This is a genomic window from Amorphus sp. MBR-141, from assembly GCF_053628695.1.
Genome location: NZ_JBRJGW010000017.1, coordinates 25,215 through 43,750, shown reverse-complemented (window position 1 = coordinate 43,750; position 18,536 = coordinate 25,215). Strand labels below are relative to the sequence as shown.

Below are 18,536 nucleotides of genomic sequence, written 5' to 3'. Positions count from 1 at the left end.
CGCCCGCGCACCTGCGCAGTCCCTGACAAATCAGGGGTGCGGGACATCGCCCTGGAGCGTGTGCGGTGCACACTCGAACGCTCCACAGGATTCTGAGCGGGGCGATCGGCCCCGGCGAGAAGCGCACCTACCGTGGGCTGGCGGGTTCGCGCGGATCCCGCTACTCCGCCGCGAGGCCACGCGGTCAGGCAGGCCGGCGGCGCTCGGGTGCTCCCGCCGTCCTGCCCCTTCCGTCAGAACCTGAGCGTCAGCCTGCCCGTGGCGGCATTGTCCTGGGCGTCGGCGCCGAACTGGCCGTCGTAGGAGACGCCCAGCGTCGCCGAGGCGATGCCCATCGACCTGACCGGCCCGAGGTCGAATGCCAGCCCCGCGCCGACGACCGCCACGTCCTCGGCGATGGGCACGCCGTCCACCGTGAACGCCGTGCCGCCCGCAAACGCGTTGGTGGCGGTGGGGTCGAGGGACCCGAGGGCGTGGCGCCAGCCGAGAAGACCGCTGGCCCGCGCCCGGACGAAGCCAAGCGGCAGGTCGGCGCCGGCGCGGATGCCCAGCGTCGTGTAGGTCACCTCGGTGGTGTCGCTGTCGACGGTGAGTGCCGCGGATCCGCCGCTCTCCGTGTAGCCGTCGGTGTGCAGCGACACGTAGGCGAGGCCCGCGAACGGCTCCAGCGCCAGCGCGCCAGCCGTCACCTCGTAGCCCGCCTCGCCGAACACCTGCGCCGTGCCGGCGTTGGTGGATCCGGTGAGCGACTGGGAGAAACCCGGGAAGGAGGCGATCCGCTGCGTTTCGATGTCCGACCACGCATAGGTCGCGCCGGCGCGCAGGTTGAGGCCGCGCCGGGCGGTGCCGCCGTAGAGGCCGAGCTGGTAGGTGTCGGCGTCGGCCGACGACGACCGCCCGTCGGCGTCGTAGCTCGACGACTGGTAGCCCGCCACGAAGCCGAGCCGGCCGGTGCCGCCCACCGCCGCGTCGCCGCCGACCAGGAAGCCCGCCGTGTCGCGGTCGAGCTTCGCCGCGTTGCCAGTGCCGTCGGTGGAGCCCCACGAGCCGAACGCCTCGCCCCAGGCGGCGAAGACGGGGGCCGCAAGGGCCGGCGCGGGCGCCGCCAGCGCGCCGTTGCCCGAGTAGGCCACCGTCTTGGCTCCCTGCCCGCCGAGCGACGAGAACGCCGCCTGGATCCGGCTCATCGCCGCCTCCCGCACGATGCGGCTGTCTTCAACGAGGCCCGTCTTCAGGCTGGCGTGGATCTCGCCCGACAGCGCGTCGAACGCCGCCGGCGCGGCGCCGTCGTCGAGGGCCACCACCGCGTCGTAGACGGCGTTGCCCATCCCGAGGCTCTCGATCCCATTCGCCGCCGCCCGCTGGTTCGCCGTCTCCGCCTCGTCGGCGAAGCCGGTGTCGTTGCGCACGAGCTGCAGGCTCACCGCGTTGGCGGAGTAGGCAAGCGTCGGATCGAGGAAGGCGAGCGTCGAGGAGACGCCGTCGAAGGTGCCGGCGATGCCGCCGTCGGCGGTCAGGATCGTGTAGGTGGAGGTCGGCGCGTCAGCGCCGTCGAAGCCGATGTGCAGCACCCGGCCGGCGAGCGTCGCCGTGCCGGTGGCGTGGATCAGGTCGGCCGCCGTGCCGCCCGGCTGGGTCTCCACCTCGTAGGTTGAGCCGGGCAGGAAGGTCAGGTTGCCGGCCACGGTGACGGTGCCGATCGAATTGCCCGGCGCGATGGTGCCGCCCGACTGCACCGTGGTCGGCCCCACCGTGCCGTTGCCGGCCAGCCGCCCACCGGAGCCGAGCAGCAGTGTGCCGCCGAGCCTGTTGCCGCCCAGCGTCAGGGTGGCGTTCTGCACCGTCGTCTCGCCGGCATAGCCCGACGTGTCACCGGTGAGCGTCACCAGGCCACCGCCGCTGTAGAAGACGTCGCCCGAGCCGGTGATGGCCCCGCCATAGGCGCCGTCGAAGCCCTGGTCGAAGGCGAGCGACGTGCCGGCCGCCACCATGGCGTTGCCGGTGAACAGCGCCGTGGTCGACACCAGCGACCCGCCGAGGATCGACCAGTCGAGGCTGCTCGCGCCGGCAAGCGTCAGCGTGCCCGCCCCCGACTTGACCATCTGGCCGTTGGTCCCGGAGAGGCCGCCGATGGTACCGGCGAACGTGCCGTTCGCGCCTTGCGCGAACTCCACCGTGCCCGCGTTGGCGATATTGCCCCGGATCGAGCCGGCGTCGCCCACCAGACGCCCGGCGGACACCTGCGTCCCGCCCGTGTAGGTGTTCGATCCCGTCAGCGTCAGCATGCCGGCGCCGGACTTGCCGAGCACCCCGGAGCCCGAGATCACGCCGGACGCCGTCAGCGTCGTGCCGGCCGACGGCATGAACCCGCCCGTCGTGCCCGTCAGCGCAATCGCCCGCGCCGTCGTCAGCGACGTCGTCGTCGCCAGCGTCCCGCCGGCAAGCGACAGAGTGCCCGACGAAGCGCCCAGCGCCGCGTCCGACGCCACCTGAAGCGTGCCGGCTCCGATGGTCGTCCCGCCCGCGTAGGTGTTGGCGCCGGTGAGCACCAGCATGCCCGAACCCTGCTTGGAGAGCTGGGTGGCGGTGCCGTTGGCGATCACCGAGCCGATCGTCGCCGTCACGCCAGCGTCCACGTTGACCGTGCCGGCGCTGCCGGTGAACGGCGACATCGCGAGGGTTCCGCCCGTCACCTGATAGCCGTCGGTCTTGAACTGCAGCGTGTCGAAGGCCTGCGTCCCCGACACCGTCACCGTGCCGGCGGTTCCGGAGAAGACGCCGACGGACTTCAGCCACTGATCGTTTGAGATCCCCGTGGCATTGGTCCAGTTGGCGCTCGTCCCGTCCCAGGTTCCGGCGCCGCCGTCGACGGTTCCGTTGGCAGTGGTGGTCGACCCGTCCCAGAACTCCAGGATCTGGCCATCGCTGCCGACGACCAGATTCACCTCGCCCGCAACCGCCGTGGTTGTCGAACCGATCCCGCCGGAAAGCCCGCTCACGTTCACCGAATTGAACGCGCCCGAGAGCGCCCCGCCATAGTCGTAGAGATTGTAGTAGCCGGCCGAGGCCACGGTGGCCTGCAGCGTGCCGCCGAGCGTCAGGTTGCCGCCGATGGAGACGAAATCGTTCGTCGCTCCGCCTGGCACCTGTGGCGTGTTCAGTTCGAACCGGCTCGTCGAGCCGGATGCGAGCGTCAGATCACCGTCGATCGTCAGCGTGCCCGGGCTCGCCCCCGGCGACAGCGTGCCGCCGCTCTGCACCGTCACCGTGCCACCGAGCGTGCCGGTACCGCCCAGCGTCCCGCCGGACGCGACCGTCACCGTCGACGATCCGCTGCCAAACGCGTTGTTCACCAGAAGCGTGCCGCCCGACACCGTCGCCGCGCCGGTAAAGGTCGAACTGCTGCCCGTGAGCATCGTCGTCCCGGCCAAATGGTTGATTGTGGCCGAAACGCCCGATCCCCCCGTTATGCTGGGCGCGAAGGTGTAGGCCGTGCCGGTGTGGTTGAATACCAGCGTGCCGGCGCCCGCTGCGAAATTCAGCGCTGCAGCCGAAAGCGTTCCCGGAGCGGCAGGCGTGGATGATGGCTGAGCGCCGATCGCCAGAAGACCTGTGCTTCCGGAAGACTGCGCGAGGATTGCGGTACCGGTACCTGCGGTGCCGGTACCATCGCCTGCGGACACCTGCCCATTGTCGGAGATAATCAGCGTACCGTTGCCAGTGTTGTTACCAACACGCACCAGAGCGACGCCAGTGAGCTGCGACCCGTTACCTGTGACGGTGACGACCGACACGTCGCCCGAAAACTCCGCCGCAGAAAAATACGTGGTCCTGACCTGGCCGCCAGCCTCGACGGTGGTTGTTCCACCGGCCACGTTCAGGGAGACGGGCAGAAGCGCCGACCCGGATCGGGAGATCGTGGTGGGTCCTGACAGGGTCGCTTCTCTGACGTCGACCTCTGCCCCGCCCGAAATGTTCAGTTCGCCAGTCGCGGCGACCGACAGATCACCCGAGACGGAAATTCTGCCGTCCAGGTTCAGGACGCCGGCATTGACGACGGTGCTGATTTCAGAACCCGAATACCCACCGGAAAGGGTGAGCGTACCGCCGCCACTTTTCGTCAGGGTCGAGGTCGACGCGATACTCGACAGCTCAGCGCTGATGACGAACGTGGTGTCGTCGGCGACGTCGATGGTTGCCGAACCGCCCAAGCCGACGGAGTTGGGCATCTCGAAGGAAGCGGTCGTCGCGAGCGTGCCGCCCGCAATCGCGACATCGCCGGTCCCGAGGTTGCTCGCCGACGAGACCGCCAGCGTTCCGCCGGTAATGCTCACCCGTCCCGCGAAGCTCGAGTTGTCACCGCTCAGCGTCGTCGTGCCGGCAAAATGCCGGACGCTCCCCGTCGACCCTGACCCGCCCGTTATCGCCGGCGCGAACGTATAGGCGGTGCCGGTGTGGTTGAAAACCAGCGTGCCGGCACCCGCTCCGAATGCAAGCGTCGCCGCCGCCAGCGTGCCCGGTGCCGCCGCAGCGTCGCTCGCTCGGGCGCCGATGTTCAGCGTGCCGATCGCACCCGAGAACACCGCACCGCTCACCGTACCGCTTCCACTGCCGACCGATACACTGCCGCCGTCTGCAATCGTAAGCGTGCCCGATCCTTCGTCACCAATAGTCAGGGATGAATTGATCGTCCAGATCGATTCAGAGCCGGTCACGGTCACCGTGCCGTTCCCGGAGCCTTGGTCGCCAACGACGCCATATCCGTTTGCCAAGGTCCCGCCGGCTTGGATGGTCAAAGAGCCGGTCGCGGAATCGCCAACGGTGAAGTCAGAGTTGCCAAAATCGCAAGCGCCACTGAACGTCTCTCCGGTGGTGTCGACCGGGTTGGGCGGACACCCGTTCGCGAGGCCAGGCTCGCTGGATCCGAACACCCCGAGCCCCGTCGCGAGCAGCCGCGCGAGCGCCGGCCGGACGAGGCAATGGCGCCCCCTGTGGAGCAGAGCACCCGTGTCCGAGATCATCGGTCTGCATTCCGATCGTCGAGCAACACGGCAAACGGCGCGACCCATCCCAGCGAACGACCTTCCGGCCCCTTGTCACGGATGGCCGCCGCCCGCGATCGCCACATCGTCGCAGACGGCATGGCGCCCCCGTTTTCCCCGTGTGTCTGTATCACCGCAATTGCTCCCTGATCGACGCGGACGCGCTGAACAACCAGGCTGCACACCGGCCAGGCCGGGGCGCGGCAAGCCCCTTGGCCATCGCGGCTGCCGGAGCGAGATCGATCTAAGGTAGATCACTCCGATGGAGTCTGGCAACGCGGGGGCGTGCGGACCTTCCCCTGAGTCTGGGAAATCGGTGATTTACGCCAGATCCGCCACGCCCGCAACCTGAACGCGAGGGTCTCTCCGGGGCTAACGACCAGGCTGACCGGGGAGGTTCGCGGGGTGTACAGTCCCGTGCTCCGGTTCGGGCTCCGTACGGCGGCCGCAGCCCCGACCGGCAGGCGTTTGATTTGGAGCCGGACGTGCCCGTTGCCTGTGCCAGCGCTTTCGAGGCGCAAAGCGAGCCGGTTCAGCGCGCGGTCTCGGCTCCCCTCGCCACCGGACAACCGGCTTGAGCGCGCCCCCCCTCCCTGCTAGCAGGAAAGCCCATGCGGACGTGGTGGAATTGGTAGACACAAGGGACTTGAACCAAAGTTGAGTGCGCCGGCGGAAACGCCGGACGTAGAACTGCTCAAACTCGGGGAAACCTGTCAGATGGCGATCCCGAGCCAAGCCCCTCTCGGGGAAGGTGTAGAGACTAGACGGGCAGCACCTAAGGCGTCTCCGCTACGGTGAAGGTATAGTCCAGACCACAAACGCCGCGAGGCGGCGGCGAAAGCCGTAGCTGGTACGAAAATCCCTCGGCCTTTGGCTATGCGGGTTCGATCCCCGCCGTCCGCACCAGATTTCGGCCCGCCCGCCCCTGCTGATTGCCGATCCGCCGGGGCGCCTGGGCGCGCGGAACCGGGCGCCGCAAGGCTTGTCTCGAGGGCTCACCGTGCCGCGAAGACCGCCTTCTTCCGTCCCTCGGACTTGGCGCGGTAGAGCGCCGTATCGGCCCGCTTGAACCAGTCCAGATAGGGCTCGCCCGGACGCCGCACGGCAATGCCGAAGCTCGCAGCGATCGGCACGGCATGGGCGGGCAAGGCGAAGTCCGCCCTCTCGATCGCCCGCTGCAGCCGGACGACGGCGGTTCGCGCGCTGTCGGCGTTGCCGTCGGGCAGCAGCAGGGCGAACTCCTCGCCGCCGATGCGCCCGATCGGTTCGTCCGGATGCACGGTCGCGCGCAGCAGCCCCCCGAGCGCGCGCAGCACCTCGTCGCCCGCGGCGTGTCCGAACGTGTCGTTGACGCCCTTGAAGTGGTCGATGTCGAAGAGGATCAGCGCGAAGTCCCGAAGCGGCCCCTGGGCGAGGATCGCCTCGGCCCGGTCCTCGAAGCCGCGCCGGTTGAGAATGCCGGTCAGCCGGTCGACGTCGCGCTCGACCTGCAGGCGCTTGATGATCGTCGACAGTTCGGCGACGAGAACCGCCAGCAGCAGCGCCGTTCCCATAACCGCGTTGGTCAACTGAAGGACCTGCCAGAACACCGACCGGTCGAACCCGAGCAGGTCCGGCTCCGGGGCGAACGCGAGCGTCAGGATCGTGCGCGGATAGAACTGCACCGCGAAGACGATCAGGACCCAGAACATCACCCGCTCGGCATGGCTGGCGCGCGCCAGCCGGCGCAGACGCAGCCCGGTGACCAGGAAGATCGTGCCCGGCACGAAATTCTGGATATAGATGCGCATGACGAAACTGGGTTCGACGTAGACGAAGCAGAGCGTCAGGCCGGCCGACGCCGCCAGGATCGCCAGGTCGGCGGCGAGGCCAATGCGATGCCCGTACCGGCGCAGGATGCCCTCGCACCCGGCCAGCGTCGTCCCGACGTAGAACATGTTGGAAATCAGGATGTTGATCCCGGCGTCGCTCGGCCAGCCGACGGCCAGCCGGAAGACGCCTCCGGCCGAAGCCAGCAGGCAGCAGCCTGCGATTAGCAGCAGATAGTGCCGCCCGGCCGAGATCACCCAGGCCCAGACGAAAGCAACGGCAAAGACAAGGAAGGTCCCCGGCCCGATCAGGTCCAAGGTCCAGTTCTGCAAGTCCCCGTGCATCCCGTCACTCTGTCCCGATCGGCGCCCTCGGGCGACGAATCCTGTTGGTTTTACGGGATGCCGCCCCCGGGCGCCATATCCGTCCGTGCCTGCGCGAACCTTGCCGGAGCCCAAACGCGGCGGATGGTCCGCTCCTACTCGGGGGTCTGCTCCGCCTCGCGGCGCGACGGCAAACGCCTGGCGTAGTCGGTGCAGCCGGTGGGAAACCGCTCCGGCGGGCGCGGCAAGTTGCCCACAAAGTAATCACCGGCTCCCCGCTCCGACATTTCGGGTCCCGGCAAGCAGACTTTCGTCCTCTCCAGAGTCCGTCGGTGCTTGCGCCAGCAAGCGTACCGGCCGTAATCTTTGCGGATACGCGCTGGGATGGAGCGTTCAGGGCGCACCGATCTGCGCGAGAAGCGGCACGCGACCCATCGAACCGGGAGCCATCGATCTCGACCAGACGGTTCGTGCCGATCGGTCACGGCTCCACCGGGAACCGCCGACATGGAACTTGCCCGGGATCTTGCACCGATTGCCGAACGGGCGCTGCGCGCGTCCGGAATGCAGTCGGTCGGCCTCTACACCTTCGACGAAGCACGGCGCTTCGAGCGCGGCATCATCCTCGGCATGCCGGACGCCTTCGTCCGGGCCTACGAGATCAGCGGCATTCCGATCGATCCGGTGCTGGCGCGGGTGCGCACCAGCGGAACGCCCTGCTCCACCGTCACCTGCCTGGGCGACCGCTGGACCGACAGCGAGCTCTACCGGCGGGTGTCTGGACGCTTCGGCCTGACCGGGTTCGCCACGCTGCCGCTCTATCGCGGCACCGTGCTGGCCGGCGTGCTCTACCTCGGCGCCATGACCCGCGCGGCGGCGGCCCGCCTGGAGACCGGCGGGCTGTGCGAGATGACCGTGCATGCGACCAGCGTGTCGACGGAGCTCATAAGCCTGCCGCGCCGGCATCCGCGTCTCAGCCCGCGCCAGAACGCCGTGGCCCGCCTCGCCGCCCAGGGGCTCGCCAACCGCGAGATCGCCGAGGAGCTCGGCACCGGCGAGGCGTCGGTGCGCAAGCACCTCAAGGCCCTGAACGTGACCTTCGGGACCTCCAACCGGACGGCCATGGCGGCTGCGTGGCGCGCCGGCGTGGCCTGACGCGCTTCCGCCGCCCGCGTTTTCGCTGCAGGGTCCCCGAACGGGGACTGTTCGGCGCGCCTCACCCGCCCCTAGCCTCTGCGATCATCACGCGAGGAGAGGTCTCATGGTCAAGGTCGCCGCCGTACAAGCCGCCCCGGTGTGGATGGATGCCCAGGGCACCCTCGACAAGACGGTCTCGCTGATCGCCGACGCGGGCCGCCAGGACATCGAACTGCTGGCGTTCGGCGAGGTGTGGCTGCCGGGCTACCCCTTCACCATCTGGCTGACGGCGCCGATGGCGGCCATGGACGTGGTGATGGCCCACCGCATGAACGCCATCACCGTCGACGGACCGGAGATGCGGGCCATCGGCGCGGCCGCCGCCAAGGCCGGCATCTGGGTCGCCATGGGCTTCGCCGAGCGCGACCGCGGCAGCATCTACTGCAGCCAGGTCTTGATCGACGATCGCGGCAGGGTCGTCATGAGCCGGCGCAAGCTGCGCCCGACCCACATGGAGCGCACCGTCTGGGGCGAAGGCCCGGTGACCGACATCACGGTGGCCGACACACCGCTCGGCAGGATCGGGGCGCTGTGCTGCTGGGAAAACATCCAGCCCATCAACCGGCAGGGCATGTACCAGCTCGGCGAGCAGATCCATGTGGCCTCCTGGCCGAGCTTCGGCATGTTCAAGGGCGTCCGCCAGGCCTACGCGCTGTCGGCGGAGGCCAACCTGATGGAGAGCCAGAGCTACGCCCTGCAGGGCGGTTGCTTCGTGCTCGCGGCCAATTCGATCATCACCGAGGAAAGCCTCGACGCCATCACGCTCGGGGACGAGAGGCTCCGGCAGCTGGTGAGCGCCGGCGGCGGCGCGGCGGCGGTGTTCGGTCCCGATGGCTACCGGCTGACCGACCCGATCGACGAGTTCACCGACGGGTTCGCCATCGCCGACATCGACCTGGCCATGATCGAGGGCGCCAAGGTGTTCGCCGACCCGGCCGGCCACTACTACCGCCCCGACCTCGCCCGCCACGTGCTGGAAGGGTACTCCGGCCCGGTCGCGGCGAACCCGAAGCCGGCAAAACATCCCGCCGTCGCAACCGACGAGGCGGCGGAATGAGCCTCGACCCCACCGCCTTCTACACGCCCGCCCAGCAGCGGCTGCAGGAGGTTCAGGGCACCGAGACGCTCGCCAGGACGGTCTTCGATGCCATCGTCTGGGATGCCATCGACGCGCAGACGGCCGGGTTCATCGAAAGCCGGGACTTCTTCTTCCTGGCAACCGTCGACGGCGCGGGTCGGCCGACGGTGAGCTACAAGGGCGGCCCGCCGGGCGTCTGTCATGTGGTGGACGAGCGGACCCTAGTGTTTCCGAGCTACGACGGCAACGGCATGTTCAAGAGCATGGGCAATGCCGTCGACACCGGCAAGGTCGGGCTCCTGTTCATCGACATGGTGACGCCGAACCGCGTGCGGGTTCAGGGCAGCGTGACGGTGTCCGACACCGATCCGGACATGGGTCGCTATCCGGGGGCATCGCTGGTCGCCCGGGTGGCGGTGGAGCACTGCTTCCTCAACTGCGCGCGCTACATCCACAAGCACACCCGCGTCGAGACGAGCCCGTACGTCCCCGACGCGTCCGGCGCCCAGCCCCATCCCTCGTGGAAGCGGATCGACATCGTGCAGGGGGCGCTTGGCGCGGCCGACCGCGAGAGGACGGCAGCCGAAGGCGGCACGATCACCATGGACGACTACGCCGAGAAGCTGATGGCGGGGACGTCGTAGGGCGCCTGTTTGTCTCAGCCAGGTTCCCTGCGCTGAACCGGTATCCGGATCAGCGGAAAATGCTCAAGGTATTGATTCTGGAGCCATTTCTTGTCTGTCAGGTGATTCCGCCTGACCGGAAGAGGCTCTAGAACGTCCGCACCGTAGCGAGCGCGATGGCCGCGGCGCCACGGGGGATCTCGCCGACGAAGACGGCCCGGTTGCGGCCTTCGACCTTCGCCCGGTAGAGGGCGCCGTCGGCCCGCTGGAACCACGCCTGATAGCTCTCCTCCCCCAGCCGCTCCGCCACGCCGAGGCTGGCCGCGATGGGCTCGGCGGCGTCGGGAAGCGGGAAGCTGGCCTCCCTGATCTTCCGCTGGAGCTCGGTGACGAACCTGCCCGCCTCGGCCAGTCCGCCGTCCGGGAGGACGATCGCGAACTCCTCGCCGCCGAGGCGGCCGACAAGGTCCTGATCCCGCGCGATGCTCTTCAGCACCCCGCCAAAGAGGGTGAGCACCTCGTCGCCCGTGCTGTGGCCGTAGGTGTCGTTGACGCGCTTGAAGTGATCGAGGTCGCAGACGATGAGGGTGAGCGGGTATGTCGCCGGGCGCTTCATCGCCGCCGCGGTGCGCTCCTCGAAACCGCGCCGGTTGAAGACCCCCGTCAGCGTGTCCAGGTCGCGCTCCACCCGCAGGTCGTCGATGAAGTCGATCAGGACGGCGACGATGAACGAGACGATGAACGCGGCGCCGAGCACCGTGTTGGTCAGCTGCAGCATCTGCCAGTAGGCCGGGTCCGAAAACCCGCTCGCGGTCAGCGGCGACGAATGCAGCGTGCTGACGACAGCAAGGGGAAACAGCGCGACGCCGTAGACCAGCATCGTCCCGAACAGCAGGCGCTCGCCGATGTGGCCGCGCAGCAGATGTCTCAGCCGGGCGGCCGCGCCCAAAAGGATCGCGCTTGCCAGAGAGCTCTGAAGGTAGACCCGCGCGTGAAAGTTGGGCGCGACGAAATAGAAATACACCATCAGCGCCAACAGGCCGACGAGGATCGCGGCGTCCCAGATGAGCCCGATCCGCTTTCCCGACCGGGCCAGCACACCTTCCGCCGCCGCGAGGTAGGCCGCGATGACGAACAGGTTCGACAGAACGACGTTCACGCCGAGAACCGGAAACACGGGGACGATCTGCAGGACGGCGGCAACGGCGGCGAGGAGCGGAGCGGACGCGAAGATGAGAAGATGGGGCCGTCGCCCCAACAGCAGCCAAGCGCCGAAGCAGACCAGCACGATCAGGCCCAACATCGTCGGGCCTATCAGCTGCAGCATCAAATCTGCGGTGACATTGTTCATGGCGACCCGCTCCGCAGCGCTCTTTTCGCCGCGCTCGAGCGATCTGTCGAGTGCCGACAGCGGCCGTCAGTCACGCGTGTACAGATTCGGGCGGTTCAGGGATCGCCATCGCCCTCGACAAACCAGGGTGCCTCCTCCGCCTCGCCGGTGTCCATCATGTCGGCGATGTCGCCGAGCGCCGCCAGAAGCGCGTCCTGCCGGGTCACGTCGAGGCTGTCGAACCGGCGCACGAAGGACTCCTGGAGGAGCGGCGGCGCCTTCGACAGCGCGCCGGCTCCCTCGGCGGTGAGCCGCGTGTGGACCACCCGCCGGTCGTTGGCGCTGCGGTACCGCTCGACGAGGCCGCGGAGCTCGAGCTTGTCGAGGATGGTCGTGACCGTTGCCGGGCTGAGCGACGCATGCGCCGACAGCATCGTCGAGGTGACCTCACCGAGATCGCGCACCGCCTGCAGCACGATCAGCTGCGGGATGGTCAGGCCGACGGTCCGGGCGACCTGTCGCGACTGCAGGTCCACCGACCGGATGATCCGGCGCAGGACGATGAGCACCGCCCGGCTGCGGCTGTCGCCGCCGGCCTGGACCGGTTCGTCGTTCGTCCGCCCGTGTTTGCTGTCCGTCTGCATCTCGCCAGTCCGTCGAGCGAAATGGCCAGCACGACCGGCCGGGCGCTCGACAAATCCCGGTCCGGCATCCGGCCCTGGTCCCGTCCTTGCAATGACGCCGCAGGGAAGGCACCGGAACCGATGGTCATGGAACTTATTTGCACTCAAATCTTTTGAGTTGTAAACATCTCTTGGATCGAGCCGCCCGCCGGGCCTGAGATCCGCCCCCAAAGGATGATCAGGAGACGGACGTATGTGTGGCATTTGCGGCGAATTGACCTTCGACGGGACGATGGCGTCCGCCGCCGCACTTGCACGCATGACCGAAGCGATGGCGCCACGCGGGCCCGATGCCGAGGGAATCGTGGGGCGTGGGCGGGTGATGTTCGGCCATCGGCGGCTGTCGATCATCGATCTGTCGCCGCGCGCCGAACAGCCGATGGTGGACACTAATCTCGGCCTGACGATCGCCTTCAACGGCTGCATCTACAACTATCCGGAACTGCGCCAGCAGCTGGAAGCCCAGGGCTATTCGTTCTTCGCGCACTCCGACACCGAGGTGATCCTGAAGGCGTATCACGCGTGGGGGCCGACCTGCGTGGAGCGCTTCCACGGCATGTTCGCCTTCGCCATCCTCGAGCGCGACAGCGGCCGCGTCGTGCTGGCCCGTGACCGCTTCGGCATCAAGCCGCTCTACATCGCCGAGACGCCCGGCAAGCTGCGCTTCGCCTCGTCCCTGCCCGCCCTCATCGCCGGCGGCGGTGTCGACACCGAGATCGACCGGGTCGGCCTGCACAACTACATGTCGTTCCATGCCGTGGTGCCCGCCCCGCGGACGATCCTCAAGGGCGTCAAGAAGCTGCCGCCGGCCACCATCCGAGTCATCGAGCCGGACGGCGGCGTGAAGGACCACGTCTACTGGAAGGTGAACTACGAGCGCACCGACGCCGACGTCCACATGTCGGCCGACGAGTGGCGCGAACGGCTGCTGGCGGCGCTGCGGCTGTCGGTGGACCGGCGCATGGTGGCCGACGTGCCGGTCGGCGTGCTGTTGTCGGGGGGCGTCGATTCCAGCCTGATCGTCGCGCTCCTCGCCCAGGCCGGCCAGAAGGACCTGAAGACCTTCTCGATCGGCTTCGAGGACGCCCATGGCGAGGTCGGCAACGAGTTCATCTATTCCGACATCATCTCCAAGGAATTCGAGACCGACCACCACCAGATCCACGTGCCCTCCGCCAACATGATGGAGGCGCTGCCCGGCACCGTGGCGGCGATGAACGAGCCGATGGTCTCCTACGACAACGTCGGCTTCTACCTGCTGTCGAAGGAGGTGGCCAAGCACATCAAGGTGGTCCAGTCCGGCCAGGGCGCCGACGAAGTGTTCGGCGGCTATCACTGGTACCCGCCGATGGGCCAGACCGACGATCCGCTGGCCGAATATGCCCGGGTGTTCTTCGACCGCGACCACGCCAAGATGGGCCGCCACCTGTCGCCGGACTACATGCTCGACGAGGATCCGAGCTTCGCCTACGTGCGCGACCACTTCGCGCTGCCGGGCGCGCCCGACCCGGTCGACAAGGCGCTGCGCATCGATTCCACCGTGATGCTGGTCGACGACCCGGTGAAGCGGGTGGATTCGATGACGATGGCCTGGGGGCTGGAGGCCCGCGTGCCGTTCCTCGACCACGAGCTCGTGGAGCTCGCCGCCAAGATCCCGCCGGACCACAAGCTGCGCGAGGGCGGCAAGGGCATCCTGAAGGACGTGGCGCGCTTGGTGGTGCCGGCCGAGGTGATCGACCGCAAGAAGGGCTACTTCCCCGTGCCCGCCCTGAAATACATCTCCGGCCCGGCCCTCGATCTCTGCCGCGACGTGCTGTCCACCGACAGGGCGCGGGAACGGGGCCTGTTCCGGCAGGATTATCTTGACAGCCTGTTCGCCGACCCGTCCGCCCACATCACGCCGCTGCGGGGCAACGAGTTATGGCAGGTCGCGGTTCTGGAAATGTGGCTGCAGACGAACGGCGTGTAGAGCGGGCTCCGGCATTGCCGGGGTCCGGGCCGATCACCACCTCGTGCGGGACCCGCATCGACGGGAAGCGCGTGCGATACGACGTCCGATCGACGACGGAGAAAACTTTCCATGAGCACCCCGCCGGATCCACGCCGGGAACGCGGCTACTCCCAGCGCCTTCGACGGATGCGCGAACAGGGCACGAAGCCGCTGCCCGGACGCGACGGGCATACCTCGTCCGAGCGCTACGGCGACAGCGGCATCTCCGTCGATTGCGGATGGGGCAACCTGCACTTCGCGCAGACCTTCGAGAGCCCGAGCGCCCTTGCCGAGCGAATGCGCAAGGAAGGCCCGGGCCGGCGTGACATCGCGTTCTATGTGAGCGAGCCGCACGTGGCGCTCGCCTCGGCGCCGCAGGAGCTGTTTCTCGACCCCTCCCACACCTACCGGCTGGAACTGTCGACGTATCGCTCGTCGCGCCGCAAGCTGCAGGGGTTCACGGTCCGGCGGATGACCAACGAGGACGACGCGGAGGCGGTGAACCGCATCTACGCGTCGCGCAACATGGTGCCGGTGCGGCCCGACTTCTTCTGGCACCGCAAGGATCGCGCGCTGGTCTACCTGATCGCGGAAGACAACGCGTCCGGCGCCGTGGTGGGCACCGTCACCGGCGTCGACCACGTCCGCGCCTTCGGCGATCCAGACCGGGGCGCCTCGCTGTGGTGCCTGGCGGTCGACCCCCAGGCCCGCCACCCGGGCATCGGCGAGGCGCTGGTGCGGCGCCTGGCGGAAGTGCTGCAGGCGCGCGGCAACGCCTATCTCGACCTGTCGGTCCTGCACGACAACGAGCAGGCGATCGCGCTCTACGAGAAGCTCGGCTTCTACCAGATCCCGGTCTACGCGCTGAAGCGCAAGAACCCGATCAACGAGCGGCTGTTTGCCGGCCCCGGCCCCGAGTCCGAGCTGAACCCCTACGCCCGCATCATCGTGGAGGAAGCCCGCCGCCGCGGCATCGACGTGACGGTGGTGGACGCCGAGGGCGGCTTCTTCCGGCTCACCTATGGCGGACGCTCGGTGATGTGCCGGGAATCGCTGAGCGAAATGACGTCGGCGGTGGCGATGTCGATCTGCGACGACAAGACCGTGACGCGCCGGGCCGTGGAGCGCGCCGGCGTCCGGGTGCCGGCCGAGATGGAAACCACCAGCGCCGAGGCCGTGACCGAGTTCATCGCCGAGCACGGCTCGATCGTCATCAAGCCGGCGCGCGGCGAACAGGGACGCGGCGTCGCCGTGGGCCTGACCGCCGACGACGACGTCGAGGGGGCGATCGAGCGTGCGCGCCAGATTTCCGACCGCGTGCTGGTGGAGGAGTTCGTCGAGGGGGACGATCTGCGCCTCATCGTCATCGACTACCGGCTGGTGGCCGCGGCGGTGCGCCGCCCTGCCCGCATCGTCGGGGACGGCCGGTCGACGGCGCGCGAGCTGATCGAGCGGCTGAGCCGCCGCCGGGCCGCCGCCACCGGCGGCGAATCGAAGATCCCGCTCGATTCGGAGACCGAGCGCGCCCTGCGCGAGGCCGGCTGCACGCTCGACGACGTGATCGAAGACGGCCGGGAAGTGGCCGTGCGGCGGACCGCCAACCTGCACACCGGCGGCACCATCCACGACGTCACCGACCACGTTCACCCCACCCTCATCGACGCGGCGGTCAAGGCGGCGCGGGCGATCGAGATCCCGGTGGTCGGCATCGACCTGCTCGTGAAGTCGCATCTGAAGCCGGACTACGTCTTCATCGAGGCCAACGAACGGCCCGGTCTTGCCAATCACGAACCGCAGCCGACGGCGGAACGCTTCGTGGACCTTCTCTTTCCGCTCTCGATCCCCCATGCTGCACGACAGGCCAAACGAACAGAACCGGAGAAACCGTGCCCCGCCTGACCATCGACACCGAGTACCTCAAGGACATGCTCGCCGAGTTTCTGTCGATTGCCAGCCCGAGCGGCTACACCGACACCATTGTCCGCGCCGCCGTGACCGAATTGCGCCGCCTGGGCCTGGAGACGCAGATCACCCGCCGCGGCGCCATCCGGGCCCGCATCCCCGGCAAGAAGCGGCAGCCGGCCCGCGCGATGATCGCCCACCTCGACACGCTCGGTGCCCAGGTGAAGGCGTTGCAGGACAATGGCCGCCTGGAGCTGGTGGCGATCGGCCACTGGTCCGCGCGGTTCGCCGAAGGCGCACGCTGCACCATCTTCACCGAGCGCGGCGCCTACCGCGGCACCATCCTGCCCCTGAAGGCCTCCGGCCACACCTTCGGCGACGAGGTCGACGAGCTTCCGGTCGGCTGGCGCTACGTGGAACTGCGCGTCGACGCGCTGGCCAGCAGCAAGCGTGACCTGGAAAGGCTCGGCTTCTCCGTGGGCGACATCGTCGCCATCGACCCGCAGCCGGAATTCATCGACAACGGCTTCATCGTCTCCCGCCATCTCGACGACAAGGCCGGCGTGGCGGTGCTGTTCGCCACCATCGAGGCGCTGGTCCGCGAGAAGCCCGAACTGGCCGTCGATACGGTGTTCCTGTTTTCCATCGCCGAAGAGGTCGGCTACGGCGGCTCGTCGATCCTCACCCACGACATCGCCTCCATGGTGACGATCGACAACGGCACCACGGCGCCGGGCCAGAACTCGAGCGAGTTCGGCGTGACCGTCGCGATGGCCGACCAGACCGGGCCGTTCGACTGGCATCTGACCGACAAGCTGGTGCGGCTCTGCAAGGAGAACGACATCCGCTACCAGAAGGACGTCTTCCGCTACTACCGCTCCGACAGCGCCGCCGCCCTGGAGGCCGGTGCCGACGTCCGCACCGCCCTCATCACCTTCGGCGTGGACGCCTCGCACGGCTACGAGCGCATCCATCTCCACGCGCTGCGTTCGCTCGCGGAACTGGCGACCGCGTACGTGACGAGCCCCGTCGAGATCCAGCGCGACGCCGAACCGGTCGGTTCGCTGCTTGGCTTTCCCTCGCAACCGATGGAAGATGCCGCACCCACCACCTCCGATCCGAGCAATCCGACGGTCTAGGCGGTCCCGCCAGCCCGACCGTCGCAGCGCCCGTCCCCAGAAACGCGTCCCTGTCCCCGCCCCCAGATGAACCTGATCACCACCACTGCCGAACTTGCCGCCGCCTGCGAACGGCTCGCCGTCGCCGACTTCGTCGCCATCGATACGGAGTTCATGCGGGAGACGACCTTCTGGCCGAAGCTCTGCCTCATCCAGCTGGCCAGCCCCGACGAGGCGGTGATCATCGATCCGGTCGCCGGCGAGGACATGGACCTCGCGCCGTTCTTCAAGCTGATGGCCGACGAGAGCGTCACCAAGGTCTTTCACGCCGCGCGCCAGGACATCGAGATCGTGCACCATCTGGGCGGGCTGGTGCCGCACCCGGTGTTCGACACCCAGGTGGCCGCGATGGTCTGCGGCTTTGGCGACTCCATCTCCTACGACCAGCTCGTCGCGCGGGTGACCGGCGCCGCCATCGACAAGTCGCACCGCTTCACCGACTGGGCGCGGCGCCCGCTCTCCGACAATCAGCTGGACTACGCGCTCGCCGACGTGACCCATTTGCGCGAGGTCTACGCCTACCTGAACACGGCGCTCGCCGACCAGGGGCGGACCGAGTGGGTGCTGGAGGAGATGGCCACCCTCACCTCTCCCGACACCTACCAGCTTGCGCCCGAGCTCGCCTGGACCCGGCTCAAGCTTCGCGTGCGCCAGCCGCGCGACCTGGCGGTGCTGCGCGCGATCGCCGCGTGGCGCGAACGCGAGGCGCAGAGCCGCGACATCCCCCGCGGCCGGGTGCTGAAGGACGACGCGATCTACGAGATCGCCGCGCAGAAGCCGAAGGACGAGGCGGCGCTGTCCCGCCTGCGGACAATCCCGCGCGGCTTCGAACGGTCGAAGTCGGGCCGCGACATCGTGACGATCGTGGTCGAGGCCCTGGCAAGCCCGAAGGAAACGTGGCCGGAAGTGCCGAAGCCACGCCAGGCGCCGGACGGCGCGGGCGCGGCGACGGAGCTGCTGAAGGTGCTCCTGAAGCAGGTGGCCGAAGCCAACGGCGTGGCCGCCAAGGTCATCGCCACCTCGGACGACCTGGAGCGCCTCGCCTGCGACGACACCGAGGGACTGGGGACGCTTTCGGGCTGGCGGCGCGAACTGTTCGGCGAGAAGGCGCTGGCCCTCAAGGAAGGAAAGCTGGCGCTCAGCTTCGATGGACGACGGGTCGTCACGCTCGATTCCGACACGCCGTTCGTCGCCTCGCCGGCGAAAAAGCGCAAGCCGCGCCGCCGGGGCCGCAAGCCCGGAGCCGACAATGCCGACGCGGAGACGGCCGAGGCGGCAGCGCCGCCGGAAACCAAAGGCTGATCACGCGCGTTTAAGCACGGAACGAGAGTTCGGATGACGGAAAGCGGGAGGGCACTCCGCCCGCATCTGCCTTGCGCTT

11 protein-coding genes and 1 pseudogene are annotated in these 18,536 nt (G+C 68.5%); 7 read left to right on the top strand and 5 right to left on the bottom strand.

What is annotated here, in order from left to right:
• Positions 1-233 precede the first annotated feature (233 nt).
• The 3 genes and pseudogenes from ACSSVZ_RS20250 to ACSSVZ_RS20240 form a co-directional block, all read right to left on the bottom strand.
• Positions 234-4,595: an autotransporter domain-containing protein gene (locus ACSSVZ_RS20250; RefSeq protein ID WP_453972644.1), complete on the bottom strand. Its 4,362-nt coding sequence runs from the start codon at positions 4,593-4,595 to the stop codon at positions 234-236.
• A 33-nt stretch (positions 4,596-4,628) separates the two neighbouring features.
• Positions 4,629-5,021, bottom strand: a pseudogene (locus tag ACSSVZ_RS20245) (hypothetical protein); the annotation flags it as partial.
• A 1,016-nt stretch (positions 5,022-6,037) separates the two neighbouring features.
• Positions 6,038-7,183, bottom strand: a complete 1,146-nt coding sequence (locus tag ACSSVZ_RS20240; RefSeq protein WP_453972554.1) for a GGDEF domain-containing protein — start codon at positions 7,181-7,183, stop codon at positions 6,038-6,040.
• Between the two features lie 498 nt (positions 7,184-7,681).
• Here ACSSVZ_RS20240 and ACSSVZ_RS20235 point away from each other — a divergent pair, with 498 nt between their 5' ends.
• The 3 genes from ACSSVZ_RS20235 (at position 7,682) to ACSSVZ_RS20225 (ending at position 10,093) form a co-directional block, all read left to right on the top strand.
• Positions 7,682-8,329, top strand: coding sequence for a response regulator transcription factor (locus ACSSVZ_RS20235; protein WP_453972553.1), 648 nt, complete (start codon positions 7,682-7,684; stop codon positions 8,327-8,329).
• 106 nt (positions 8,330-8,435) lie between these two features.
• Positions 8,436-9,428 carry a carbon-nitrogen hydrolase family protein gene (locus ACSSVZ_RS20230; RefSeq protein WP_453972552.1) on the top strand — a complete coding sequence of 331 codons (993 nt, stop codon included), beginning with the start codon at positions 8,436-8,438 and terminating at the stop codon, positions 9,426-9,428.
• Positions 9,425-10,093 (top strand): pyridoxamine 5'-phosphate oxidase family protein, encoded by a 669-nt coding sequence (locus ACSSVZ_RS20225; RefSeq protein ID WP_453972551.1) that lies wholly within the window; start codon positions 9,425-9,427, stop codon positions 10,091-10,093. The genes ACSSVZ_RS20230 and ACSSVZ_RS20225 overlap by 4 nt, the downstream gene beginning before the upstream one ends.
• Positions 10,094-10,220: 127 nt before the next feature.
• On the opposite strand, the gene ACSSVZ_RS20220 is transcribed toward ACSSVZ_RS20225, so the two are convergent.
• Both ACSSVZ_RS20220 and ACSSVZ_RS20215 read right to left on the bottom strand, forming a co-directional pair.
• On the bottom strand, positions 10,221-11,423 hold the full coding sequence (locus ACSSVZ_RS20220) for a diguanylate cyclase (protein ID WP_453972550.1): 1,203 nt from the start codon (positions 11,421-11,423) through the stop codon (positions 10,221-10,223).
• Positions 11,424-11,518: 95 nt separating this feature from the next.
• The gene (locus ACSSVZ_RS20215) at positions 11,519-12,046 is read right to left on the bottom strand and encodes a MarR family winged helix-turn-helix transcriptional regulator (RefSeq protein WP_453972549.1); all 528 of its coding nucleotides are present in this window, start codon (positions 12,044-12,046) and stop codon (positions 11,519-11,521) included.
• A gap of 232 nt (positions 12,047-12,278) precedes the next feature.
• Here ACSSVZ_RS20215 and ACSSVZ_RS20210 point away from each other — a divergent pair, with 232 nt between their 5' ends.
• The 4 genes from ACSSVZ_RS20210 (at position 12,279) to rnd (ending at position 18,457) form a co-directional block, all read left to right on the top strand.
• Positions 12,279-14,054, top strand: a complete 1,776-nt coding sequence (locus ACSSVZ_RS20210) for an N-acetylglutaminylglutamine amidotransferase (RefSeq protein WP_453972548.1) — start codon at positions 12,279-12,281, stop codon at positions 14,052-14,054.
• Between the two features lie 111 nt (positions 14,055-14,165).
• On the top strand, positions 14,166-15,974 hold the full coding sequence (gene ngg, locus ACSSVZ_RS20205) for an N-acetylglutaminylglutamine synthetase (protein WP_453972547.1): 1,809 nt from the start codon (positions 14,166-14,168) through the stop codon (positions 15,972-15,974).
• Positions 15,962-17,116 carry an osmoprotectant NAGGN system M42 family peptidase gene (locus tag ACSSVZ_RS20200; RefSeq protein WP_453972546.1) on the top strand — a complete coding sequence of 385 codons (1,155 nt, stop codon included), beginning with the start codon at positions 15,962-15,964 and terminating at the stop codon, positions 17,114-17,116. The genes ngg and ACSSVZ_RS20200 overlap by 13 nt, the downstream gene beginning before the upstream one ends.
• Before the next feature lie 66 nt (positions 17,117-17,182).
• On the top strand, positions 17,183-18,457 hold the full coding sequence (gene rnd / locus ACSSVZ_RS20195; protein ID WP_453972545.1) for a ribonuclease D: 1,275 nt from the start codon (positions 17,183-17,185) through the stop codon (positions 18,455-18,457).
• Positions 18,458-18,536 lie beyond the last annotated feature (79 nt).

Coding starts and splice junctions, on each gene's coding strand:
- ACSSVZ_RS20215 (WP_453972549.1), bottom strand. CDS start 12,046: ATGCAGACGGACAGCAAACACGGGCGGACGAACGACGAACCGGTCCAG.
- ACSSVZ_RS20210 (WP_453972548.1), top strand. CDS start 12,279: ATGTGTGGCATTTGCGGCGAATTGACCTTCGACGGGACGATGGCGTCC.
- ACSSVZ_RS20225 (WP_453972551.1), top strand. CDS start 9,425: ATGAGCCTCGACCCCACCGCCTTCTACACGCCCGCCCAGCAGCGGCTG.
- ngg (WP_453972547.1), top strand. CDS start 14,166: ATGAGCACCCCGCCGGATCCACGCCGGGAACGCGGCTACTCCCAGCGC.
- ACSSVZ_RS20230 (WP_453972552.1), top strand. CDS start 8,436: ATGGTCAAGGTCGCCGCCGTACAAGCCGCCCCGGTGTGGATGGATGCC.
- ACSSVZ_RS20235 (WP_453972553.1), top strand. CDS start 7,682: ATGGAACTTGCCCGGGATCTTGCACCGATTGCCGAACGGGCGCTGCGC.
- rnd (WP_453972545.1), top strand. CDS start 17,183: ATGAACCTGATCACCACCACTGCCGAACTTGCCGCCGCCTGCGAACGG.
- ACSSVZ_RS20220 (WP_453972550.1), bottom strand. CDS start 11,423: ATGAACAATGTCACCGCAGATTTGATGCTGCAGCTGATAGGCCCGACG.